The organism is Mycetohabitans sp. B8 (genome assembly GCF_021991875.1).
In the GTDB taxonomy this organism is placed as follows: domain Bacteria; phylum Pseudomonadota; class Gammaproteobacteria; order Burkholderiales; family Burkholderiaceae; genus Mycetohabitans.
Window position 1 is genome coordinate 58,991 of sequence record NZ_JAHLKR010000016.1, and the last position, 22,559, is coordinate 81,549.

Here is a 22,559-nt window from a genome sequence, read left to right on the forward strand (position 1 = left end):
TTACTGCGAGCGGGTCCGCGCCAGCTTTTGCTGCAATTGCGGAAAGATCCGATGAACGGCTTCTTCTCCGGCGAGAATCGCCGCGTTGCGCTGGCCGAAATCGCTGCCGCTCATCGCGGCGAGGTTGGGATGGACCACGATATCGGCATATTTATCGAGTTCGTAGGCTTTAATCGACTGTCCCATAATCGTAAAGGTCTGCATTAGCACGTCGAACGAGCTGCGTGTCAGACCGTTTTCCGGGCGCTGCGAGATATCGACGGCGATCACCAAATCGGCCCCCATCTTGCGGGCGAACGCGGCCGGCACCGGGCTGACCAGGCCACCGTCGACATATTCGCGATCGCCAATCCGGACTGGCTCGAATATCGACGGCACGCTGCACGAAGCACGTACCGCGATGCCGGTATTGCCCCGCTGGAATAGGATCGGCTGACCGCTTTTCAGGTCGGTTGCCACGATGCCCAGCGGGCGGGACATTTTTTCGATCGGCCGGTTGTTCAGTGTAGTGTTGACATAGTTCTGCAGTGCGATGCCCTTGAGGAACCCGCGTGAGCGCAAGGGCAGCGCCCAGTCGCTGATCGCCGCCTCGTCCATCGTCAACGCAAGCTTGTTCATTTGCAGGCCGGTCATGCCGGACGCATACAAGGCCGCGATGACTGAGCCGGCGCTGGTGCCGACAACAATATCGGCATCGATGCCGCGCGCCTCGAGCGCTTTGATGACACCGATGTGGGCGAAACCACGCGCCGCGCCTCCGCCGAGCGCCAGCCCGATCTTCAGCGGGCGGGCCGGCGTGGGGGCGGCTATATCGGGACGGGTTTTCAGGCCGGTGCATGCGGCAAGGAGCACGGCCGTCGCGATGCCGAGCAAGCGGCGGCGGGCGAGCGAAACAGCGGACAGCTTCAACGAAATCTCCAGCACGATGGGCGCGCAGTTCGGTGTTGCCGCGACACGGCAACGACGGCGCCCCGCGCGCATTATAGGCGTATTGCCCTGACTAGGCACATTGCCCCAACATCGCCCGGGGCGTGTCCCGATATCGCCCGGGGCGTCGCGATCGCATCGGTATAATGACGGCTTGCCCGGTCCGCGGGCCCTAGCCTCGAACCATCCGATTTGCAATGACCACCTCCGTACGTACCCGCTTCGCGCCGAGCCCGACCGGCTTCATTCATCTTGGCAACATTCGCTCCGCGCTCTATCCGTGGGCGTTCGCCCGCAAACATCACGGCACGTTCATTCTGCGCATCGAGGATACTGACGTCGAGCGCTCGAGCGAGGCAGCCACGCAGGCGATCCTCGATGGAATGCACTGGCTCGGGCTTGATTTCGACGAAGGGCCGTACTACCAGATGCAGCGGATGGACCGCTATCGCGACGTGATCAAGCAACTGCTCGATCAGGGCCTCGCGTATCCGTGCTACATGTCGACCGAGGAACTGGATGCACTGCGTGAACGGCAGCGTGAGGCAGGCTTGAAGCCGCGCTATGACGGCACCTGGCGGCCCGAACCAGACAAGGTGCTGCCGACGCCGCCCGCCGGCGTGCAGCCCGTCGTGCGCTTTAAGAATCCGTTGAGCGGCACGGTGGTATGGGACGACGCGGTCAAGGGGCGCATCGAGATTTCGAACGACGAGCTTGACGACCTGGTCATCGCGCGGCCCGACGGCACGCCCACGTATAACTTCTGCGTGGTCGTTGACGACCTAGACATGGCGATCACGCACGTGATCCGTGGCGATGACCATGTGAACAACACGCCGCGCCAGATCAACATCCTACGTGCGCTGGGTGGCACGCCCCCTGTGTATGCGCATTTACCCACGGTGCTCAACGAGCAAGGCGAGAAGATGAGCAAGCGCAATGGTGCGATGAGCGTGACGGGGTATCGCGATGAGGGCTATCTGCCCGAGGCGGTGTTGAATTATCTTGCTCGGCTTGGTTGGGCGCACGGCGATGCGGAAATCTTCTCGCGCGAGCAGTTCGTCGAATGGTTTGATCTTGAGCACCTGGGCAAGTCGCCGGCACAGTACGACGCCAATAAGCTGAAGTGGCTAAACAACCATTATCTGAAGGAAGCTGACAACGCGCGGTTGGCGTCACTCGCGTTGCCGATGCTTGCCGCGCTTGGGGTCGATGCGGCGCAGGGGGTGCCACTGGACGGCGTCGTCGCGCTGTTTAAGGACCGTGCGAACACCGTGAAGGAGATCGCCGAGAGCGCGGTGATGTTTTACCGAATGCCGACGCCGGCAGCGCAGGAGCTTGAGCGACATCTGACGGATGCTGTGCGTCCCGCGCTTGTCGAGTTCATCGAAGCCCTTGCGGGGATCGACTGGACGAAGGAGGCGATCGGGGCGGCGTTGAAGGCGGTGCTGGCAGCCCACAAGCTGAAGATGCCTCAGTTGGCGATGCCAGTACGTCTGCTGGTGGCCGGGACGACGCATACGCCATCGATCGATGCGGTGTTGCACCTGTTCGGCCGCGAGACGGTGCTCGAGCGGCTGCGGGCGGCGCTGTCTTGAACCGGGCGACGAAATTTTGTTTCAGAGGACTTTACAAACGGTCGGTTTGTCCCTAGAATCTCTTTCTCTGTCGGGGGTATAGCTCAGCTGGGAGAGCGCTTGCATGGCATGCAAGAGGTCAGCGGTTCGATCCCGCTTACCTCCACCAAAACATAGTCTACAGAAGACCGAAGTAGCCCGAAAAGCTTTGAGAAATCAAAGCTTTTTTAATTTTACGGTCCTTATCATTTGCGGCTCGAACGTGGCCTGCCGGTCACGTGGAATATCAAGCTTTAACTCGCCATTGGGCGTGATCACCGTCTTGCCGCTTGTGCCGTTGCGGTGATTGCCGCTCTTGCCTTGCTCTGCTTCCTTCTCCAGGTGGCGCGTCAGTTCGGCATGCAAGCATGCGCTGGGCCAGTTGCTTCTTCAGTTGCCCCGCTAAACCCGATTCGCCCAGAATTGCCTCGGCATCCTTGTTCTGTACCTGCCTCAGCAGTTGGTCGATCAGCTCATCGGGGAACAGCTTCGGTGCCTTGGGGTTCTTGCTCTTCTTGCTCACTGTTCTTCCAGGTAGCAGCGCCGAATGAGAAATGGCTTACCGACATTACAGAGTTCCAAGTTCCAGCCGGCAAAGTGTACCGATCGCTTGTGATCGACTGCTTCGATGGGCTCGTTGTCAATGGGTCAATCAGCGCGCGTCCGGAAGCCGAGCTTGTGAATACCATGCTGGATGCGGCCATCGAGACGGTGGCAAATAGTAACGCCCAGCCTATCGTCCACTCCAATCGCGGCGCCCACTATCGCTGGCCCGGCTGGCTCTCGCGGATGCGTGACGCCAGGCTGATTCGTTCAATGTCGCGCAAAGGTTGCTCTCCCGGCAATGCGGCTTGCGAAGGCTTCTTCGGGCGGCTGAAAACGGAACTGTTTTATTCTCGGCACTGGCGGGCTACAAGTATTGAGCAGTTCATTAAGGTAGTCAACTCTTACATCCGCTGGTATAACGCCAAGCGAATCAAGGTCTCGCTTGGCACACTCAGTCCACTCGAATACCGGAAGAGCCTCGGACTTGTGGCATAAACCATTCCAAGGTTTTAGCCGCACCTCCCCTTTTGCGCGACTGCGACCTTGACGGACACGGTTTTGGCATATACTATTTGTATATACAGGAGGTTTATCATGCCAATTCCGATGTCATCAACACGGTCGAAGGAAGCCAAGTTGTTTCGCAACAACCGCAGCCAAGCGGTGCGAATCCCGGTTGAGTTTGAACTGCCGGGTGATCGGGTTCTGATTCATCGCGAGGGCGACAAACTTATCATCGAGCCGGTGAAGACTCCCATGAACATTATTGAATTATTGGCCGTGTGGAGACAGGAGCCGCCGCTTGGACCCGCTGATCAATTTCCGGAAATTGAAGATATGCCCGCTCGTCCGGAGGATATATTTTGAGCGGCTATCTGTTGGACACAAACATCATCAGCGACATAATCCGAAATCCGTTTGGACAAGTTGCGAGTCGTATCGAACAAATCGATCCAAAGACGATATGCACGAGTATCATTGTTGCCGCGGAACTGCGCTACGGATGCGCTAAGAAAGGTTCCCCAAAGTTGCTTGGCAAGGTAGAGAGCGTCCTCGCAACAATCCCTGTATTGCCGCTGGACGCCCCTGTCGACACAGAATATGGTGCCATCCGTGCTGAGTTAGAGTCGGCCGGTCAACTTATAGGCGCTAACGATCTCTTGATCGGCGCTCACGCTTATGCATTGGGGCTGATACTCGTGACCGACAATATAAAAGAGTTCGCCCGCATTCGCGGACTGGCGGTGGAAAACTGGTTAGAACGATAGGCTAGGGCGCCAGAGTCGCCGTCGTTTACCGATTGTGCCGAAACGACTTTGGGCTGTAGTTTGACCGCTTTCAGTCGTCGTCCAGCGGTTTTGTGTCGCGACGGCTTTTACCGCCAGCACGCTTGATCTTGCGAACAAACAATATGAGCACCGCAGCGACAACGCCGAACATCACATGATGGCTTCACGGGACTTCCGGTCGCGCAAGCGCGAGCATCCATCCAGCCGCAACGGCAACGATACCCACTCTCAAAAGCAGTAGCATTAGACGGGCTCCTTTACTGAATAAAGCGGCGATTGAACGCCAAGAAAAGAGTGCTAACGACCTTGCGGCCGTCCGAGTGCAGCGGAGAAATCGACAGCGCCGAGCTGACGAGTCAAACGTACATGAAAAGCCATAGCCACGGCGTCGATAAGGCCGAGGCGAGCACCGCGAATAGAAGCGCCGCTATTCCGTCACCATGGCACCACTGGCCGCGATCAACGCACACGGGGCTGGCTGAACCCCGTTTATCGCACTTGTGTAAGTCGTAGAGCCACCAACCATGAACGCGAGGTCCACCGTGACTTAATTTGAGTATTCGCGCAATCAAGAGGCTCACCGAACCGACATCACTTCTTCTGGCGACCAGCTGGCCTACCGTTACAGCGACGTATCTAACCTGACCGACGCCAAGGGCCACGACAGCACGCGCGGCATTTACTAGCAACACGGTGTTCAGACTAGCACGACGGAGCAGGGCGACTACGGTGGCCAGCACACGACCGGCCAAACTCTGGGCAAGGATTTCCGAGAGGGGTCGAACTTTAACATGCAGGCCGGCGCTCAAGACGCGCTGGGCATGAATCTGAGTGCCGGCGGTGGCAGCCGGAGCAGCAGTGGTGTCCGCGCCGCTGCCACCGGTGACAGTATAGACCCGCGCGAAGAGAAGCGAATTGCTGACTCGATGAAGCAAGGCGGGGCAACGCAACAGCAAATTAATGAGGCGTTGGGCAATTACCGTGTAAGCAAGGGCGGTGGTGCCCTTAGTATCTTCAACGCTGGTCTCAATCTCGACTCGCGCAAGCTCTACTCAGCTGAGATGAGCCGATGGCCGATCATCTCCCACCCGACAATACGCATACCGGGAGCGGGCAACAGGCGTTGGAAGAAGGAAAAATCCATGCCGATTATCCGAGTAATGCGATACCGGCTTGATCGTCATTGTCACCTGCAGGTTCACATAAAGTGTGGACGGAGGATGCGGATTTCTTCGGGACGGGGGTGGCGACTTGGACGACAAATCGAATCCAATTCTATTTGAATTAGATCCTATGGAGCGTGAGAATAGCCAACGGGAGGTGCGCTCGACTTACGATATCGGACTATGAGCTGCTCAATCTGACGCACGCTCAGGCCCAGCCGTTCGGCCGCACGACCCGGTTTCAGACCCATGTCCACCACAGCCTGAATCAGCTTCAGGTACTATTGTTAGAGCTTCAAGTATGACCGAGCAACTATTCAGCCGTACCGGCGTTCGCTACGAGGTGGCGCTGGACGTGTTGGGCGCTATTATTGCACATCATTCTGAGGCCGTTGCGGCCGAGCGCGACAAGCCGGTGCCCGACGAGGCGGTTATTGAGTGCGCCTTGCAGGAAATGGATGCGTTAGACACATCATTGCGCGACGAACTTGACCCAAGGGAGCCCGAGGCTATCGAGCGCGTTATCCAGCAGTACGCCCCGCAGGCCCGCGAACTGTACGGTTACTGAGAACGGAAGAAAACGATGCCCGGCGAAACGTTTAAGTACACGGTGGAAAGCGCCTACAAGGACGTAGAGCGCAATGCCTTGGCAAGAACCCGGGCCCAGGAACAACCTAAGGCGATCATGCTGGGCGGCCAGCCGGGATCTGGCAAGTCTGTGCTGGCCGCTGAAGCGATCCGCGAGCTACGTAGCAGCGGCGGCGCTGTGCTCATCGATGCAGACCGGATGCGGGAGCGAAATCCCCGCTACAAGCAGCTATCGCATGAAGATCCGCAGCACGCAGCTGATCGCACGCACAAAGAAGCAGGTGAATGGGCAACCCGGCTGATCGTTGTGGCCGCTGAGAATCGGCGCAACCTAGTTCCGTAAAAACGGGGGATTACCGCTGGGCGTGCGCCGCTGCGGCGCTGACCATGCGCCTCGTGGACCTCGGCGACGAGCGGGCCGCTCGCCTTGATTGCATAGCCGCCTATGCTCGGGGCAGCTACTTTAACGTGGAGCTATACGATCGAGACGTTTCGTTGCCTTGGTTAAATGCCATCGGACCGACGGAGCGCGGCACAATAGGATGGCGACGCCACTTCCGGCCACGAGCTTGTGGCGCGATGCGCAGTGCAGTGTACTGACCGGGCGGCCGGCAGTTGTCGGCGTGCAAATCTGAGTATTCGCGCTCGCATCGCAGGCACGGACCTCTCGCATTCGCTGACAAAAACGGAAAAGTGCTTGCCGACCCGGGACCGGTCTGCGTATAATCTCGGTCTCTGCTGATGACGAAAGCAGCGTTGTTCCAAATCGAACACGTTGTGACGTTTTGGCGGAAATGAGTGAAGTCTTCGTTGAAACGAAAAAAACGGATCAAAAAAACTTCACAAACGGAAGAAACGTCGTTATAATATCGTTCTTTCTTGAGCTGTTAAACAAAGCAGCGAGACAGAATCTGAAAAGATTATGTCCCCTTCGTCTAGAGGCCTAGGACATCACCCTTTCACGGTGAGTACAGGGGTTCGAATCCCCTAGGGGACGCCAGATATCAAGTGCGCACGAAAGGTGTGCGCAGTATGCAAGGGTAACCGACGCTTGCATACTGAGATGTCGAATTGGAGTGGTAGTTCAGTTGGTTAGAATACCGGCCTGTCACGCCGGGGGTCGCGGGTTCGAGTCCCGTCCACTCCGCCAAAGTTAAAAAAGCCCGCATAAGCGGGCTTTTTTATTCCGTATTGCCAGGCGTCGCTGGCATGATGTGGCGAATCATGCGCATTCGGGCCTGCCGCATTTAACTGTGGCCCGCTTCTGGATTGAGCGACGCCTGTGCGTGTGTCCTTTTGCTTAGGCTTGACCAATAGACCAGCAGCCCGGCCGCTGCCAGCGCGAGGCTCAGCGTATTAGCGTACCAGAAGCCGCGCGCGCCGGTCAGCGCCGCGGGCATCCAATGTAGTGGGTCGAAGCCCACGATGTATCCACCGCCCAGTCCGACGCCCCATAGCGCGACGGCGTAGATCATCGTCGGGACCACGGCGACCCGGTACGCACGCAGCACGAACGCAGTGGTGATCTGCAGCGCGTCGAACAGGTGGTAGCCTGCGACGATCGTCACCAGCGGCATGGCGGCGGCGATCACGTCTGGGTCGGGCGTATAGGCGGCGATCAGCCACGGTCTCATCGCGATGATGACTGTGGCGTACAGTAGCGCGATGCCCGCAGCCAACTTGATCCCATTTGCGGACAGGGTGCGTGCGGCGGTGAGTTCGCGTGCACCGAGCCGTTGTGCAACTAGCGTGGACGTCGCGATGCCGATCGACAACGGTGTCATGTACAGCACTGCACTGACATTGCCGGTGATCTGGTGTCCAGCGAGCGTCGTGGTGCCGAAACGCGCGATGAACAGCGCCATGAATGTGTAGGATGTGACTTCAATTAGGTAGGACAGGCCCATCGGGACGCCAAGCTTGAGCAACGCCAATTGTTGTCGCCAGTGAGGCCACGAGTATTGTGCGAATACTGCAAACTGGCGATAGAAGTCGACGCGTAGCAGTAGCACGATGCCGGCGAGGGCCGATAGCCAATTGATGATCGAGCTGGCGAGGGCGGCGCCTGCACCGCCCAACGCCGGCAGGCCGAACGCGCCGTGGATCAGCAGGGCATTGAGCGGTACTTTCAACGCCAATCCGCCGAGCTGAATCGTCATCACCGGCCGCGGTTGCGCGACCGCATTCGACAGTGAACTGAAGATACGGAACAGCAGGCTGGCAGGCAGTCCGAACGACAGGATACGCAGGTAGGCGAGCGTGCGCTCATTGAGCGCTGGCGGCACGTCGGCGATGCGCAGCAGCGGCGCCGGGAAGTACAGCAGCAGCCAGCCGAGTAGCGCCAGCGCAATGGCGAGCCAGGCCGATTGCCGCACTGCTTCGCCGATTTGCGCGTGGCGGTGCGCGCCGAACAATTGCGCCGTGATGGGCTGCAGCGCGACCAGGATACCGGTCAGACCGACATAGACTGAAATGTAGATTGAGAAGCCGAGTCCGAGAGCCGCCAGTTCCGTTGCGCAATACCGCCCGACCATTACAGTATCGGTGACGCCGAACGCGATGATCGCCAACTGGCCAATTAGTACGGGCCAGGCGAGGGAAATAATTTGGCGGGCGTCGGTTAGCATGTCGGGCGGTGGGTTGAGCGGCAAGCGCGGCTGTCGGCCGGTGGCGCCCGGCAGCCTATATGGCCTTGAGGGCTGACTATGGGTCCGTGCGACGCCTTACACCCCGTTGCGGTGGCGCCTTCGGGCGTTCAACCTTGACATATAACCGGAATAACTCGTCGCGATCCGCGGCTCGGCGTCCTTCCCACGCGAGGTGCCATGCGTATGGCGACAGGGTGGCCGGCGCGCTGAAATCGTGCGTGTCCTGTCGCAGCAGTACGTCGCAATCCTCATCGCCAAATGCAAAGCGCATATTGCCGAAGTACGCAAAGGTTGCCAATTGGGCGTTGCCCAGGCGCACCGGCCGGATACACGCATAGTCAGGCGGCAAATGCGTGGCGATTTGCGTGGCGACGTCGCGGTAGGTCCGGCTGTAGTTCACCACGGGCAACCATAGCGTCATCAGCAGCACCCACATCAGCGTCGTGCCGCCGCTGGTCAGCACGACGCTGCGCCAGATCACCTTCGGATGCCGCGAGATGCGCCAGCGTACCAATGCGATCCAGCCGAGCGTGACGACAAGCGCGCACAGGAACGACAGAGGTGCGAATTCGGGCTGGAATCCAGGCACCAGTCGTGTGAGGTTGCGGGCCAGCGGATGCGGGAAGCCGGTCAAGCTCGCGAGCCAGACCAGCCATACGAAAGAGCCGAGGATCGTGAAGCTGAGCACCGCGAACCAGTCGATCGCGTTGATCGCGCCGCGCTTCAAAGTGGGCAGGCCGAATGCGGCGAGCATCGCGAGCGGCGGGATTAGCAGCATGAAAAAACGGTTGGTTTGATGGCTCTGCAAAACGACCAGTACCAGCAGTGGCCAGAACACGGACATCGGAATCGCCACATGCGGTGCGCGACGCAGTCCACCCCAGCTGTACCAAGACCAGATCGCAAGGGGCCATGCGGGCCATGTAAACAGGGGCAAGTTCTTGATCGCGTAGAACAGCACCTTGGACGGTGGCCCGGAATACGCATCGAAGTTGCCGTGGAACCACACGCGTAAGAAATCCGGTGCCTGCGCTGGGAATGCCCATAGCGTGGCCAGCGGCCATGCCAGCCCCAGCGCGAGGGCCAACGGCATTGCGGTCACGACAAACGGTTTAATCTGGACACCGTGAACCAGCCAGACCGTTGCAACGATTGACACGAGCAATGCGGTTGCCAGCACCGGATTGCCCGCGAATGCGATGCCACCCAGCGCAACCCCGGCCCACGCCGCGCCTTGCAACGGCTTGTCCAGGCTGCGCACTAGCCCGTACAGCAGCAGGGCGACCGCCGTCATTTCAGCGATTTGCGGCGTCGTCTCGTGACCGCGTTCGGCCAGTCCGAAGCAACCCAGCACGATCAGCAGCGCGCCATCGGCCAACGTGCGCCCGTAGTCCTGCGGCAACGGTTCGCCGCCAAACGCATATTTGAACGGCTGCACTTCTGGGCGTCGGCCAAGCAGGTATGCACCATACCAGACGAACGCGCAGGTCATGCAGAAAAACATACCGGTGTAGAGGCGCGATGCGTTGCTCGGATCGACCAGCGGATCCAGCCATCGGATGAAGAAGGCGCCGATCCAATAGGCAAGCGGTCCATCCGTCGTCACGGGCTTGCCGACCAGGTTCGGTAGCAGCCAATCGCGCCAGCTGCCGCTTGCCATCGTCCACATGACGCCGAAGCCGGCGGCATCCTCGTTTTTCCAAGGATCACGGCCAAACAGGCCGAATGCTGCATAGACGACGCAAATCGTCAGCAAGGCCCAGCGTGGCAGGGCACGGGTGGCCGAGGCCGTGAGTCGGACAACGGGTCTCATGCGTGGCGATTGGACCTATTCTTGTGATCGGCGACTCAGCATTGTAGTCGCGTCGCGCGGCGTCGTCAGATAGAAAAGGGCAGCCTCGGCTGCCCTTGGTGGAAACTGTCCCGGCCTGCGCGGCGTGCCGCAAGCGGCGTTGCCAGGTACCGGGGTGGCCGCCCGCAAGGGCGGCCGCTCCGCGGCCGGGCTTACTTCGCGACCTTTGCGCCGGCACGGTTGCCGAACTTTTGGCGGAACTTCTCGACGCGGCCGGTCGTATCCAGGAGCTTGTTCTGCTCGCCCGTGTAGAAAGGGTGCGATTCGGAAGACACTTCAACCTTCGCGAGCGGATAGGTCTTGCCGTCGAGCTCGATCGTCTCACGCGTCTGGATCGTTGAACTGATGATGAACGTCTTGCCGCTGGACATGTCCTGGAACACGACCTCGCGGATATCGGGGTGAATGCCTTTCTTCATGATACGTTCCTTGGTTTCAAGCGGTAGCCAGCCCGCCGCGTCACCCTGCCGACAGTCCGCTGCCGGTGCGCGAGCCACTTTCCGAAGGTGGAAAAGGCAGAATTATGCCCGAAAATCAGTCGGTTGACGAATTTTTCAGGACCCCGGTGCCGGCCAGATCCTGCCGGTAATAGCGTGCGAGCAGCTGGTATAGCTGCGGATACTGCTCGGCGAAGGCGTGTGGCCGCACGAACAGCGCCTCGCTGCAGACCGCGAAGAATTCCGACGGGTGTTCGGCTGCATACGGGTCGATCAGCGAATCGCGCTCCAGGCGCGCCCAGCGGTGCGGTGGAAACGCGTCCAAGCGCGCGCAGAATTGATCGTACGCATTGTCAAAAATGTCGTCCCATTCGGTGCGCCCCAACTGCGCATGCCAGCGGCGAACCAGTGGCGGATGACCGTCGGCATCGCCATTTAACATGTCGATCTTGTGCGCGAACTCGTGGATCACCACGTTGTACGCATCGCTGCCGCCGGTCATCTGCACGTCTTCCCAAGACAGGATCACCGGGCCACCTTCCCATGCCTCGCCACTGGCATTCTGCATGATCTCGTGGACCACGCCGGCTTCGTCCTCGACGCTCTTGCGGACCACGAACTCGCCCGGGTACACGATGATGCCGACCCATCCACGATACAACTCCAAGCCCAGGTTCAGCACCGGCAGGCAGGCCTGCGCGGCAATGCCCACGCAGATCTCGTTGGTCAACTCGAGCTCGTGTGCGCTTGTAAACGTCTTTTGTGCAAGGAACAGGCTGACCAGTTCGCGTAGCCGTGCCTGATCGCTGTCGGTTAAGTAGCTTAGGAAGGGCAGTCGTGCGCAGGTGTGTGCCCATAGCGCGTCCGAAATCGCGAACTCGCGCAACGCGCGCTCGCGGCGGCGTCGCCCGAGCCAGTCGGAGAGTTTGCCGAACATGGTGTCCTGTTCCGTCCGCGATTCAATTCAATGCACGCTGCCATGCGGCAAACAACCCGCCAACCACCGCTACCGCGGCAAGAAAGTAAAAGCCGTCCAGCGAAGCCAGGAAATTCGCCTGCTGTGCGACACTGCGCGCGAGCAGCGCGACGGCGACGCTGTGCGAATCGCCGCTGGCGAGCACGCTCCGGCTCAGCGTGTTCAATGCCGCGGAAAAAGCCGGATTGTACGGATTGACGGCTTCGACGAGGCGGGTTTCGTGCAGCGCGAGTCGATGCTGTTCGAGAATGATGATCGACGCGGTGGCGAACGAGATGGCCAGTTGCCGCACCAGGTTTTTCAACCGGTAGCCGTGGGTGAACGCCTCGATCTCGAAGACGCGGAAGGTCAGGTTCGCGACCGGCAGCACGATGAACAACAGCAACAGGCCGCGCAGTAGCAGCGGAGCGGCGAGTGCGTCGCGGCCGACCTGTGGCGACATCTGCGCCGTCCACAGCGCGGCCAGTGCCGCGAGCGCGAATCCGGGCACGATGAGCCATTTCTTGCGCGGCATGCGCTTTGAATAATGCAGGTAGACGAAGAGCAGCATGCCAGATATCAACGAGGTGACGCCGTTAAAATATCCCGTGCTCTCGATCGTGAAACCCAGTCCGCGTTCCATCAGCCGGGGCAGCAGATAGCTGAACCCCGTCGATAAGTAGTAGTAGAACACATAGAGCACCAGTCCGACCTGAAATGTAGGCTCGCGCAGCACGTGCAGGCGCACCAGCGGCGCCGGGTGATGCCATTGGTGATAGATAAACCAGGCGAGCCCGGCAAGGCCGCAAACAGTCAATACAATCAAGCCGGGCGAGCCGGTGAACAACTGGAAGCGCAACTGCGTCATGACGATCTGCAATGCGGCTTGCGCGAATGCGAAAACCAGATAGGCCCAGTAGTGCGGCTCGGTGCGGTGTGCCGGGTCGACGTCTCCGGTATCGGGCAGCGATAACAACGCAAGCGCGCCGAGCACGAAGCCCGCGGGCGCGGTGCAGGCGAACAGTGCCCGCCAGTCGAAATGCGACACCAGCCATGCACCGGCGATTGGCGCGAGCGCACTGCCGAAGACGATTAGCGTAAGAAACATCCGCAGTGCGCCGGCTCGGCGCTGCTCGGTGAAGCTGAGCTGGATCAGGATCCGGCACGCGCCGAGCATCGGACCCACGAAGTAGCCCTGCAGGCCTCGCGCGAACAGCAGTTGTGTGGAATTGTCGCAGAGCGCCGCCAGCAGGGCGCCGGCGCTGTAGAAGCCCATGCATCCAGCGATGTAGCGGCGATAGCCGATGCGCTCGACCCACCAATGCTGTTGCAGGATGCCCAGCACGGCGCCCAGCGCGTAGGCGCTTGAGGCCCACACCAGTTCGTCGGGGGAAGCGTTGAGGCCGCCGGCGATGTAGGTGGCGAAGAACGAAAAAATGGCGTTGTCGAAATAGTCTAGCCCGATGACCGCCGCGAGCACCCATGACATCACCGCGTTGCCGCGGTAGGGAGCGTGTGCGGTGCCGGTTGCCAAAGCGGCGTTCATCGGTTGCCGCCGTGGCCCGGACCGCGTGGCGCGGGGCGGGGTACTGGACGCTGACGAGCCAGCGCCGCATCGGCATCGCGTATGGCCCGGCTCTGGTGGCCCGTGTTGATTGAGCTGGCGGTTTCGCTGGCCGGTGCCGTCTTCGTGCCGTCCCGCTCATGGACGCCGCCACGCGCGTTGCGCCGCTGTAGCGCAACGTCCACCGGGGCGCCAGCCAGTCGCTGGTCGACATACGCCAGGTCGTGCTGTAACTGCGTCCGTAGCGCTTGTGCGGCCTTCAGTTCATTGCGCGCGTGAGCGACACGTCGATCCAGGATGTCCAACTGCATGGCCAGCGAGGCGCGCCATGCAGCGAGCGCGGCAGGCGAGAGACGCGGGCGGCCTGCGTCGGCTGGCGCTTCGAACGGCAGCTTCAGCAACTCGGTGATCGCCGTGAGCGAAAAGCCCAATGAGCGCATCCGCAAGATGCGCGCGAAGCGATCAAGATCGGCCTGCTCGTATAGCCGGTAACGTCCTTTGCTGCGGGTGGGCGTTGCCAGTCCCAGTTCCTCGTAGTACTTGAGCGTGCGTGGTGTCACGCCGAGCCGGGTAGCGGCTTCGCTGACAGTCACCAGCGCGCAACGGGGATCGGCGGCACGCATCGCGCAGTTTGGCTCGAAGACGGGAAAGGCCCATTATACATAAACCTGTACGTTCACGTTCAGGTTGCTCGAGGCCGGCCCACCTGCTGGCGATGTGTTTTGTAAGCTGTCGGCCCAATAAAAACCGCCGGCAAGGCCGGCGGTTTTTTGTGGGTCAGTGACGCGCGTGTTGTGCTTAACCGCCGCGGCGCATCATGTCGAAGAACTCTGAATTGCTCTTGGTCTGCTTCAGCTTGTCAAGCAGGAATTCCATGGCTTCGATTTCATCCATGTCATGGATGAACTTACGCAGCACCCAAATCTTCTGCAGGATTTCGGGCTTGATCAGTAATTCCTCGCGACGGGTGCCCGATTTGTTCAAGTTGATCGACGGATAGACCCGCTTTTCCGCGAGGCGCCGTTCCAGATGCACCTCCATGTTGCCGGTGCCCTTGAACTCCTCATAGATCACGTCGTCCATGCGGCTGCCGGTTTCGATCAGCGCAGTGCCGATGATCGTCAGCGAACCGCCTTCCTCCACGTTGCGCGCCGCACCGAAGAAGCGCTTCGGGCGTTGCAGCGCGTTGGCGTCGACGCCGCCGGTTAGAACCTTGCCTGAGGCTGGCACGACGGTGTTGTAGGCGCGTGCGAGCCGCGTGATCGAGTCCAGCAGAATTACCACGTCGTGCTTCATCTCGACCAGCCGCTTGGCCTTCTCAATCACCATTTCGGCGACCTGCACGTGACGCGACGCGGGTTCGTCGAACGTGGACGCAATCACCTCGCCGGCCACCGAGCGCTGCATTTCAGTCACTTCTTCCGGGCGCTCGTCGATCAGCAGCACGAACAATGTGACGTCCGGATGGTTTGACTTGATCGCATGCGCGATGTGCTGCAGCATCACGGTCTTGCCTGACTTCGGCGACGCGACCAGCAGTCCACGCTGGCCCTTGCCGATCGGTGCAATCATGTCGATGATGCGGCCGGTGATGCTTTCCTCGCCGCGCATGTCGCGCTCAAGCGACAGCGGCTTGTTCGGATGCAGCGGCGTGAGGTTCTCGAACATGATCTTGTGTTTCGAGGCCTCGGGCGGCTGTCCGTTGACTTTGTCGACCTTGACCAGCGCGAAATACCGCTCGCCGTCCTTCGGCGTGCGTACCTCGCCTTCAATCGTGTCGCCGGTGTGCAGGTTGAAGCGGCGGATTTGCGACGGACTGATGTAGATGTCGTCGGTGCTCGCCAGATAAGACGTCTCGGGCGAGCGTAAAAAGCCAAAACCGTCCGGCAGCACTTCGAGGGTGCCGTCGCCGAAGATGGTTTCACCCGTCTTGGCGCGCTTTTTCAGAATGGCAAACATCAACTCCTGTTTGCGCAGGCGGTTCGCGTTTTCAATCTCCAGGCCATTGGCCATTTCGATCAAAGCGGATACGTGTTGCGACTTGAGCTCAGATAAATGCATACAGGAATCCCGCCAGGGAAAGAGGAGAAGCGACAGAAAGGGGAGGGAGGTCGTCGGGCGACGGGCCCGGTTAGGACGTTATACGATTTTAAAACGTATTCAGTTTTTCTAATATTAGCATAGCATGGCTATGTAAATTCAAGTATGGCCCCGATGCGGCGCTTGTTGCAAGGATGCAACGAGTGCCGCATCGGCGCGGACGCTGCCGCGGGGCTCAGATATGGCTGTCGATCAGCGCCGTGATTTGGGCCTTCGACAATGCGCCGACCTTCGTCTGGGCCACCACGCCGTTCTTGAATAGGATCAAAGTCGGAATACCCCGCACGCTGAACTTGGCCGGCGTCGTCGGATTCTGGTCGACATCGATCTTCGCGACCTGCAGACGGTCGCCGTAGTCGCGCGCCACCTCGTCCAGTAGCGGCGCGATCATCTTGCACGGCCCGCACCATTCCGCCCAGAAGTCGAGAAGGACGGGCTTGTCCGCCTTGAGGACGTCCTGTTCGAAAGAAGCATCGGTGATGTGCTTGATTTGTTCGCTCATTATCGCGTTACCTCTAAAGGCTCCGGGGCTTGGCTTCATGATGGCCCCCCGATCTGCCCGATATCCAAAAACCCGCCCGGCGGCATGCTGCTGCCGCGCGGCGGCCCTCGCGAAGCCGTAACGGGGAATCAGCCCGCCCGTTCACAGGTCGTTCAGCCGTCATCTTAACGTAATTCGTCCTTCGTCGTGCGCGGTGGCGTTGCGGTGCAATCCAGTGCTAGAATACGCCGTGACGGGCCTCCTCGCATGGCGGCGCGGTCAACTTGGTCAGGTCGGGAACGAAGCAGCCACAGCCGTTTTCCGCCAGTGCCGAGGGTTGGGCTCGTCACCTTCCTTTTTCTGATCACCCGATCAGGCTGTTCCGCTTCCGTCGTTCCCGCTGTCAGCGCAGCATGCATACGCGTGATGCGCCAATGCCTACGCGCGATCCTCTTCGCCCACCACGCCTGCATCCGGCAGCGTGCGGCGCAATTTCACGCGCGGTGCGCGCGAGCGTTACTGATACAATTTCGTGATGACCTATCAAGTTCTCGCACGCAAGTGGCGGCCCAGGGATTTCGCGTCGCTCGTTGGCCAGGAGCACGTGGTGCGCGCGCTCACCCATGCGCTGCAAGCGCAGCGGCTGCATCACGCTTATTTGTTCACCGGCACGCGCGGCGTCGGCAAGACCACGCTGTCGCGGATCTTGGCCAAGGCGCTCAATTGCGAGGCCGGCATTACCGCCACGCCGTGCGGCGTATGCAAGGCGTGTCGCGAAATCGACGAAGGGCGCTTCGTCGACTACGTTGAAATGGACGCAGCCAGCAACCGGGGCGTCGACGAGATGGCCGCACTGCTTGAGCGCGCCGTCTACGCGCCGGTCGATGCGCGCTTCAAGGTCTACATGATCGACGAAGTGCACATGCTGACCCATCACGCGTTTAACTCGATGCTCAAGACGCTCGAGGAGCCGCCGGCGCATGTGAAGTTCATTCTCGCGACGACGGACCCGCAGAAAATTCCCGTCACCGTGTTATCGCGCTGTTTGCAGTTCAACCTTAAACAGATGCCGGCAGGCCATATCGTGTCGCATCTGGAGCATATCCTGGCCGATGAGGGGATCGGTTTCGAGACGCAGGCGCTGCGCCTGTTGTCGCGCGCCGCGGACGGCAGCATGCGCGATGCGCTGTCGCTGACCGATCAGGCGATTGCGTACGCGGCAGGCGCGGTGACCGAGCAGGCCGTGCGGGGCATGCTCGGCGCACTGGACCAAAGCTATTTGGTGCGCTTGCTGGATGCGGTCGCCGTGCGCGACGGCGTCGCGGTGCGCTCGGTGGCTGACGAGATGGCCGCGCGCAGCCTGTCGTTCTCGACCGCGCTGCAGGATTTGTCCAGCCTGCTGCATCGGATTGCATGGGCGCAGGTGGTGCCCGATTCGGTGCTGGATGAATGGCCGGAGGCAGCGGACATCCGACGTTTTGCGGGGCAGTTGACGCCCGAAGCCGTGCAGCTTTATTACCAAATCGCGACGATTGGTCGCGCTGAACTGGGGCTGGCTCCAGACGAGTACGCTGGGTTCACGATGGCGTTGTTGCGCATGCTGGCGTTCGGTACTATCGACGCGACACGCGGGGCTGCGCCGGCGGATATGCCGCCGGCAGCCGGTACACCGGCGGTGAACACGCCGGGGATCGGCGGTGGCCCGGCAGCCGGTGCCGCGCGCGCTGCCGGCACCGCGCAACGCGAACCTGCACAGCGCTTGCACGCCCGCGCAGCGACGCAGGCGCTCGCCATGCCGATCCATGCCGCCGAGGCGGTGCAAACGGCCGCACGTTCGCCTGGCGTGCCTGCGGATGTACACGGCGAGGCTGACGCGGGTGAGGCGATGCAGGCGGAAGAGGGCCACACGAAGGTGGCGCGCGCGAACGCGACGCAGGCGCGCACGATCAGGACTGATGCGACCGGCATGGGCGCGGCCCAAACGCAGCCGAACGGGACGGGCGCGCCCTATCCGGACGATGGTTCGACGGATGCGGTTGAGGCCGCTCCAAGCCAGCCCGCGTTGAAGGAGGACGTTGCCGCTTTCTCGTTGCCACAATCGGTTCCATCGCTCCCAGACTCATCGCGCGCCGGCAGTCCGGCCAGCGCGGCGCTTGGCATGCTGCGGGGTAAGGGAATCCGCGCTACAAGCGAGCGCGGCCGTGCGCCGGCGGCCGCGTCGAGCGCTATCCGATCTGAGGCGACGACAGCGCCGGGCGCGAGCGGCGACGGCGGCGCCGCGCCGCCTCGCGCGAAAGCGGCATCCGCAGCAGCCCAACTTGCCGAACGGCTAGCGGCCAGCGCCGGCACTCGGCGCTCGGCGCCGCGCCGCGACGGCCAGCAGCGGGGCGCTGCCGCGCCAGGTGGCGCGGCGCGCGTGTCTGGCGCGACCCCTGGCGCGGGCGACGCACAAGGCGCTGTTCGCGCATCGACGCCGGCGGTGGCGCCCTGGGACGATACGCCGCCCGACGACGAGTTCGTGCCGCTGTCCGCGTATGACAGCGCGTTCGAGGTTGGCGAGCCCAATTTCGCCGCGCTGGCGGATGACACGGCGCCCGACGTGCCGGCTGCCGTGCAGCCGCCGGCGCCAGTCGATGACACGCCGTTGCCGCCGGCTGTGTCCCTTGCGCCGCTCGGCTACGACAGCGATTGGCCGACATTGGCCGCATCGCTGTCGCTCAGCGGCATCGCCTACCAGCTTGCGTTTCACAGTGAGCTCATGGCGTGCGACGGTGACGAGCTGACATTGTGCGTGCCGGTGCCGCAATATGCGGACGCAGCGCACGCCGGCAAGCTGAAGGCCGCGCTCGAAGCGGCGCTGGGCAGGTCAGTGCGCGTGGCTGTGTCGGTTGGCCCCGCACGCCGCACGGCCGCGGCCGTGGAGGCCGCGCGGCGCGCGCGGCAACAGCAGCAAGCCGAGCGCGAGATCAACGCGGACCCGTTCGTGCAGACGCTAATCCGCGAGTTCGGCGCGACGATCGTGCCGGGCTCGATTCGCCCGCTGGGCGCCGACCACCGCGCATCCGCCGCATGACCGACCAACGCAGCATTCCCCCGCTATTCGAAGGAGTTCCATGATGATGAAGGGCCAACTCGCCGGCTTGATGAAGCAGGCGCAGCAAATGCAGGAAAACATGAAGAAGATGCAGGATCAGCTCGCGCAGATTGAGATCGAAGGCCAGTCCGGCGCCGGTCTCGTGAAGGTGACGATGACCTGCAAAAACGAAGTGCGTCGTGTCACGATCGATCCGAGCCTGTTGGCCGACGACAAGGACATGCTCGAGGACTTGGTCGCTGCCGCGTTCAATGATGCGGTGCGCAAGGCGGAGGCGACAGCGCAGGAGAAAATGTCCGGTATGACCGCGGGGCTGCCGCTGCCGCCGGGCTTCAAGCTGCCATTCTGATTTTGCGTGCGTCGTTGATGAAGGCGTGTGTCGAACGTCGACTCCCGGCGCGCGTTGGCGCGCGACGCCCATGAACGTAAAGCCGCCGTCCGCACTGGCCGCGCTGATCGAAGCGCTGCGCACGTTGCCTGGTGTCGGACCGAAGTCCGCGCAGCGTATCGCCTATCACCTGATGCAGCATGACCGGGACGGGGCGCGGCGGCTCGGGCGATCGCTGCTGCACGCGACGCAGGTGCTCAAGCATTGCGAGCGATGTAACACGTTCACCGAGCGCGACCTTTGCGAGCTGTGCAGCGACGAGCAGCGCGATCCGACGCTGCTGTGTGTGGTCGAGACACCCGCCGACCAGGTTATGCTCGAGCAGACGCTCGCTTATTGTGGGCTCTATTTTGTGCTGATGGGACGCTTGAGCCCGCTTGACGGCGTCGGGCCGCGCGAGATCCATTTCGATCGGCTGATGCGCCGGGCAACCGACGGCGTGGTCAAAGAGGTCGTGCTGGCCACCAACTTCACGAATGAAGGCGAGGCGACTGCCCATTACCTAGGCCAGATGCTTAAGGCGCGCGGCCTGACGGTCACGCGGCTGGCTCGCGGCGTGCCCGTCGGCGGTGAGCTCGAATATGTCGACGCCGGCACGATCGCCCGCGCGGTACTGGACCGGCGTTCGGTCTGAATGCGTGTCGTCGATCAAGTCGAACGAGTTGAAGGAGACGCATGGGGATATCCTCGGGGCCACTGACCGGCATCCAGGTCCTTGAACTGGGTACGTTGATCGCCGGCCTTTCACGGCTCACGGCGTGATCAGCACCTTGCCGGTCACACGCCGTGCGGCCATCTCCTGCAACGCGCGTGGTGTGTCCTCGAGTGCATGGCGTGCCGAGATATGCGGACGCAACTTACCGTCGCGCCGCCAATCGAGCATGTGTGCGACCGCCACGGCGTTGCGCTGCGGCTCGCGCCGCACAAATTCGCCCCAGAACACGCCAAGCATGCTGGCCTCCTTAAGCAGCGCGAGGTTGAGCGGCAGCCTCGGGATCTCGCCGTTGGCGAAACCCACGACCAGATAGCGACTGCGCCATGCAATGCCGCGAAGCGCCGGTTCGGCATAGCCGCCGCCGACCGGGTCATAGATCACGTCCGGCCCGCGGCCGCTGGTCAGCGCCCTGAGCCGTTTGCGCAAGCGAACGCTCGTGCCTTTTATTCGGTGCGGCCCAGCGGCCGGAACCACCGCTGCTGTGCGTCGCATGATCGAGTGGTGTGCTCGATTGCCATCCGTTGGCGAAACATCCTCGGTTACAATCGCCTGATGAAGATTCTGCTCAGCAACGACGATGGTTATTTGGCGCCCGGGCTCGCAGCGCTCCACCAAGCACTCGCGCCATTGGGCGACGTGGTTGTAGTGGCGCCAGAGCACAACTGCAGTGGCGCATCCAACTCACTGACGCTGTGGCGGCCACTGTCCGTCTTCACTGCCGCAAACGGCTTTCGCTACGTGAACGGCACACCGACTGATTGTGTGCACGTGGCGCTGACTGGCCTGCTCGATGGCAAGCCAGACTTGGTGGTGTCCGGCATCAACAATGGGCAGAACATGGGCGAAGACACGCTCTATTCGGGTACCGTCGCGGCAGCCACCGAGGGGTTCCTGTTCGGCGTGCCGTCCATAGCGTTCTCGCTGGTCGACAAGGATTGGGCGCATCTGGATGCGGCTGCGCGCGTGGCTGCGGATATCGTGCAGTATGGGTTGCGCGTGCCATTGCCCGCGCATACGCTGCTGAATGTGAATATTCCGAACCGGCCGTACGCTGAAATGGGAACCTGGCGCGTCACGCGGCTCGGTAAGCGGCATCCGTCGCAGCCGGTGATTCGCGCGAGCAATCCGCACGGTGAGCCGCTCTACTGGATCGGAGCGGCCGGCGCCGCGCTCGATGCGAGCGAAGGCACGGACTTTCACGCGGTGGCGGCCGGCGATATCTCGCTTACGCCGCTGCAATTGGATCTAACCGATACGCGATTGCTTCCGGCGCTACGCGAATGGACGCGCGGTTGGCGGCAGCCGGGGCAGCCTGCATGAGCGCCGGGCGCGCCAAGCAGTTCCCGCTCGGACTGTCCGACGTGATGCGCGAGTCGCGCGGTGCGCGAGCCCTGCCCGGCGCGGCGGGGGCCGCATCCGCCAGCGCCTCGACTAAGCCGATGCCGGGCGGCGCGCGCACGCGCGAAGGCGTCGAACGGATGCGGTCGTTTTCCGACAAGATGATACCGGCCGCGCCCGCACACGTACCCTTGCCCACGCAACTGGCGCTGACTTCGGAACGTGTTCGGCAACGGATGGTCGAACGCGTGCGCGCGAGTGGCGTCGCCGACGCACGCGTGCTTGCCGCGCTCGCGGCGATACCCCGGCACCAGTTCGTCGATCCCGCGCTTGCTGCGCAGGCCTATGAGGATGCTGCACTGCCCATCGGGTATCAGCAAACGATCTCCAAGCCATCGGTGGTTGCGCGCATGCTGGAGTTGGCGGCAGCCGGGCGCGCGCTGGAGAACGTGTTGGAGATCGGCACGGGCTGCGGATATCAGGCGGCCGTGTTGAGCCACCTGGCGCGCGATGTGTATTCGGTCGAACGCGTCAAGCCATTGTACGAGCGGGCGAAAACGAACCTGCGTCCGTTGCGCGTGCCGAACATCCGGCTGCATTACGGCGACGGGCGGCTCGGCTTGCCAAGCGCCGCGCCGTTCGACGCCATCGTGATCGCCGCCGCGGGCTTCGATGTGCCGGCCGTGCTACTCGAGCAATTGGCCATCGGCGGCCGCCTGGTAGCGCCGGTGGGCTCACGCAGCGGCAACGAACAGGTGCTCACGCTGGTCGAGCGCGTGTCCAGCGCGCAGTGGCGTGAGTCACAGCTTGATCGAGTTTTCTTTGTCCCCTTAAAATCGGGAGTGATTTGACGTTGAA

19 protein-coding genes, 3 tRNA genes, 1 other RNA gene and 4 pseudogenes are annotated in these 22,559 nt (G+C 61.8%); 16 read left to right on the forward strand and 11 right to left on the reverse strand.

The window, feature by feature from the left end:
- Entirely contained in the window at window positions 1–909 is a 909-nt protein-coding gene (locus KQH60_RS06285) for a patatin-like phospholipase family protein (protein WP_237575667.1), read from the reverse strand.
- A gap of 215 nt (window positions 910–1,124) precedes the next feature.
- Between KQH60_RS06285 and gltX the strand changes: the two genes are divergently transcribed.
- A complete protein-coding gene (gene gltX, locus KQH60_RS06290) occupies window positions 1,125–2,525 on the forward strand; it encodes a glutamate--tRNA ligase (RefSeq protein ID WP_237575668.1) in 1,401 nt (466 codons plus the stop codon).
- 72 nt (window positions 2,526–2,597) lie between these two features.
- Window positions 2,598–2,673, forward strand: a tRNA-Ala gene (locus tag KQH60_RS06295).
- 74 nt (window positions 2,674–2,747) lie between these two features.
- Here the strand turns inward: KQH60_RS06295 and KQH60_RS06300 are convergent.
- Window positions 2,748–3,000: pseudogene (locus KQH60_RS06300) on the reverse strand (transposase); the annotation flags it as partial.
- 83 nt (window positions 3,001–3,083) lie between these two features.
- Between KQH60_RS06300 and KQH60_RS06305 the strand changes: the two are divergent.
- The 8 genes and pseudogenes from KQH60_RS06305 to KQH60_RS06340 all read left to right on the forward strand — a co-directional run.
- Window positions 3,084–3,584, forward strand: a pseudogene (locus tag KQH60_RS06305) (IS3 family transposase); the annotation flags it as partial.
- A gap of 99 nt (window positions 3,585–3,683) precedes the next feature.
- A complete protein-coding gene (locus tag KQH60_RS06310) occupies window positions 3,684–3,956 on the forward strand; it encodes an antitoxin (RefSeq protein WP_237575669.1) in 273 nt (90 codons plus the stop codon).
- Window positions 3,953–4,357 carry a type II toxin-antitoxin system VapC family toxin gene (locus KQH60_RS06315; protein WP_237575670.1) on the forward strand — a complete coding sequence of 135 codons (405 nt, stop codon included), beginning with the start codon at window positions 3,953–3,955 and terminating at the stop codon, window positions 4,355–4,357. The genes KQH60_RS06310 and KQH60_RS06315 overlap by 4 nt, the downstream gene beginning before the upstream one ends.
- 1,228 nt (window positions 4,358–5,585) lie before the next feature.
- Window positions 5,586–5,666 carry a PIN domain-containing protein gene (locus KQH60_RS06320; RefSeq protein WP_237576071.1) on the forward strand — a complete coding sequence of 27 codons (81 nt, stop codon included), beginning with the start codon at window positions 5,586–5,588 and terminating at the stop codon, window positions 5,664–5,666.
- Window positions 5,667–5,842: 176 nt separating this feature from the next.
- Complete coding sequence (locus KQH60_RS06325; protein WP_237575671.1) at window positions 5,843–6,109, forward strand: hypothetical protein; 267 nt, start codon at window positions 5,843–5,845, stop codon at window positions 6,107–6,109.
- A gap of 15 nt (window positions 6,110–6,124) precedes the next feature.
- Window positions 6,125–6,472, forward strand: a complete 348-nt coding sequence (locus KQH60_RS06330) for a zeta toxin family protein (protein ID WP_237575672.1) — start codon at window positions 6,125–6,127, stop codon at window positions 6,470–6,472.
- 581 nt (window positions 6,473–7,053) lie between these two features.
- Window positions 7,054–7,129: transfer RNA gene (locus tag KQH60_RS06335), tRNA-Glu, on the forward strand.
- A gap of 73 nt (window positions 7,130–7,202) precedes the next feature.
- Window positions 7,203–7,279 (forward strand) — tRNA-Asp (locus KQH60_RS06340).
- 97 nt (window positions 7,280–7,376) lie between these two features.
- Here KQH60_RS06340 and KQH60_RS06345 read toward each other — a convergent pair.
- The 8 genes and pseudogenes from KQH60_RS06345 to trxA all read right to left on the reverse strand — a co-directional run bounded on the left by KQH60_RS06345 (window position 7,377) and on the right by trxA (window position 16,187).
- Window positions 7,377–8,756: an MATE family efflux transporter gene (locus KQH60_RS06345; RefSeq protein ID WP_237575673.1), complete on the reverse strand. Its 1,380-nt coding sequence runs from the start codon at window positions 8,754–8,756 to the stop codon at window positions 7,377–7,379.
- A gap of 76 nt (window positions 8,757–8,832) precedes the next feature.
- Window positions 8,833–10,590 (reverse strand): glycosyltransferase family 39 protein, encoded by a 1,758-nt coding sequence (locus tag KQH60_RS06350; protein WP_237575674.1) that lies wholly within the window; start codon window positions 10,588–10,590, stop codon window positions 8,833–8,835.
- A 191-nt stretch (window positions 10,591–10,781) separates the two neighbouring features.
- Complete coding sequence (locus KQH60_RS06355) at window positions 10,782–11,048, reverse strand: type B 50S ribosomal protein L31 (RefSeq protein WP_237575675.1); 267 nt, start codon at window positions 11,046–11,048, stop codon at window positions 10,782–10,784.
- 115 nt (window positions 11,049–11,163) lie between these two features.
- Window positions 11,164–12,003 (reverse strand): M90 family metallopeptidase, encoded by an 840-nt coding sequence (locus KQH60_RS06360; RefSeq protein ID WP_237575676.1) that lies wholly within the window; start codon window positions 12,001–12,003, stop codon window positions 11,164–11,166.
- A gap of 22 nt (window positions 12,004–12,025) precedes the next feature.
- Window positions 12,026–13,510 (reverse strand): MFS transporter, encoded by a 1,485-nt coding sequence (locus KQH60_RS06365; RefSeq protein ID WP_237576072.1) that lies wholly within the window; start codon window positions 13,508–13,510, stop codon window positions 12,026–12,028.
- Window positions 13,511–13,776: 266 nt separating this feature from the next.
- Window positions 13,777–14,208 (reverse strand): annotated as a pseudogene (locus KQH60_RS06370) (MerR family transcriptional regulator); the annotation flags it as partial.
- A gap of 175 nt (window positions 14,209–14,383) precedes the next feature.
- Complete coding sequence (gene rho / locus KQH60_RS06375; RefSeq protein WP_237575677.1) at window positions 14,384–15,646, reverse strand: transcription termination factor Rho; 1,263 nt, start codon at window positions 15,644–15,646, stop codon at window positions 14,384–14,386.
- Between the two features lie 214 nt (window positions 15,647–15,860).
- Window positions 15,861–16,187, reverse strand: a complete 327-nt coding sequence (gene trxA, locus KQH60_RS06380; RefSeq protein ID WP_237575678.1) for a thioredoxin TrxA — start codon at window positions 16,185–16,187, stop codon at window positions 15,861–15,863.
- A gap of 231 nt (window positions 16,188–16,418) precedes the next feature.
- Between trxA and ffs the strand changes: the two genes are divergently transcribed.
- The 4 genes from ffs to recR all read left to right on the forward strand — a co-directional run bounded on the left by ffs (window position 16,419) and on the right by recR (window position 20,282).
- An RNA gene (gene ffs, locus KQH60_RS06385) (signal recognition particle sRNA small type) lies at window positions 16,419–16,517 on the forward strand.
- 184 nt (window positions 16,518–16,701) lie between these two features.
- A complete protein-coding gene (gene dnaX / locus KQH60_RS06390) occupies window positions 16,702–19,239 on the forward strand; it encodes a DNA polymerase III subunit gamma/tau (RefSeq protein WP_237575679.1) in 2,538 nt (845 codons plus the stop codon).
- A 43-nt stretch (window positions 19,240–19,282) separates the two neighbouring features.
- A complete protein-coding gene (locus KQH60_RS06395; RefSeq protein ID WP_237575680.1) occupies window positions 19,283–19,609 on the forward strand; it encodes a YbaB/EbfC family nucleoid-associated protein in 327 nt (108 codons plus the stop codon).
- Between the two features lie 70 nt (window positions 19,610–19,679).
- Window positions 19,680–20,282, forward strand: coding sequence for a recombination mediator RecR (recR, locus tag KQH60_RS06400; RefSeq protein WP_237575681.1), 603 nt, complete (start codon window positions 19,680–19,682; stop codon window positions 20,280–20,282).
- Window positions 20,283–20,399: 117 nt separating this feature from the next.
- On the opposite strand, the pseudogene KQH60_RS06405 reads toward recR, so the two are convergent.
- A pseudogene (locus tag KQH60_RS06405) lies at window positions 20,400–20,801 on the reverse strand (zinc-binding dehydrogenase); the annotation flags it as partial.
- A gap of 114 nt (window positions 20,802–20,915) precedes the next feature.
- Between KQH60_RS06405 and surE the strand changes: the two are divergent.
- On the forward strand, window positions 20,916–21,683 hold the full coding sequence (gene surE / locus KQH60_RS06410; RefSeq protein ID WP_237575682.1) for a 5'/3'-nucleotidase SurE: 768 nt from the start codon (window positions 20,916–20,918) through the stop codon (window positions 21,681–21,683).
- The gene (locus KQH60_RS06415; RefSeq protein ID WP_237576073.1) at window positions 21,680–22,552 is read left to right on the forward strand and encodes a protein-L-isoaspartate(D-aspartate) O-methyltransferase; all 873 of its coding nucleotides are present in this window, start codon (window positions 21,680–21,682) and stop codon (window positions 22,550–22,552) included. Before surE ends, KQH60_RS06415 begins: the two co-directional genes overlap by 4 nt.
- Window positions 22,553–22,559: the final 7 nt, after the last annotated feature.

Coding starts and splice junctions, on each gene's coding strand:
- KQH60_RS06355 (WP_237575675.1), bottom strand. CDS start 11,048: ATGAAGAAAGGCATTCACCCCGATATCCGCGAGGTCGTGTTCCAGGAC.
- KQH60_RS06415 (WP_237576073.1), top strand. CDS start 21,680: ATGAGCGCCGGGCGCGCCAAGCAGTTCCCGCTCGGACTGTCCGACGTG.
- rho (WP_237575677.1), bottom strand. CDS start 15,646: ATGCATTTATCTGAGCTCAAGTCGCAACACGTATCCGCTTTGATCGAA.
- KQH60_RS06325 (WP_237575671.1), top strand. CDS start 5,843: ATGACCGAGCAACTATTCAGCCGTACCGGCGTTCGCTACGAGGTGGCG.
- KQH60_RS06395 (WP_237575680.1), top strand. CDS start 19,283: ATGATGAAGGGCCAACTCGCCGGCTTGATGAAGCAGGCGCAGCAAATG.
- gltX (WP_237575668.1), top strand. CDS start 1,125: ATGACCACCTCCGTACGTACCCGCTTCGCGCCGAGCCCGACCGGCTTC.
- recR (WP_237575681.1), top strand. CDS start 19,680: ATGAACGTAAAGCCGCCGTCCGCACTGGCCGCGCTGATCGAAGCGCTG.
- trxA (WP_237575678.1), bottom strand. CDS start 16,187: ATGAGCGAACAAATCAAGCACATCACCGATGCTTCTTTCGAACAGGAC.
- KQH60_RS06330 (WP_237575672.1), top strand. CDS start 6,125: ATGCCCGGCGAAACGTTTAAGTACACGGTGGAAAGCGCCTACAAGGAC.
- dnaX (WP_237575679.1), top strand. CDS start 16,702: ATGACCTATCAAGTTCTCGCACGCAAGTGGCGGCCCAGGGATTTCGCG.
- KQH60_RS06365 (WP_237576072.1), bottom strand. CDS start 13,510: ATGTCATGGGTGCTCGCGGCGGTCATCGGGCTAGACTATTTCGACAAC.
- KQH60_RS06310 (WP_237575669.1), top strand. CDS start 3,684: ATGCCAATTCCGATGTCATCAACACGGTCGAAGGAAGCCAAGTTGTTT.
- KQH60_RS06345 (WP_237575673.1), bottom strand. CDS start 8,756: ATGCTAACCGACGCCCGCCAAATTATTTCCCTCGCCTGGCCCGTACTA.
- surE (WP_237575682.1), top strand. CDS start 20,916: ATGAAGATTCTGCTCAGCAACGACGATGGTTATTTGGCGCCCGGGCTC.
- KQH60_RS06350 (WP_237575674.1), bottom strand. CDS start 10,590: ATGAGACCCGTTGTCCGACTCACGGCCTCGGCCACCCGTGCCCTGCCA.
- KQH60_RS06360 (WP_237575676.1), bottom strand. CDS start 12,003: ATGTTCGGCAAACTCTCCGACTGGCTCGGGCGACGCCGCCGCGAGCGC.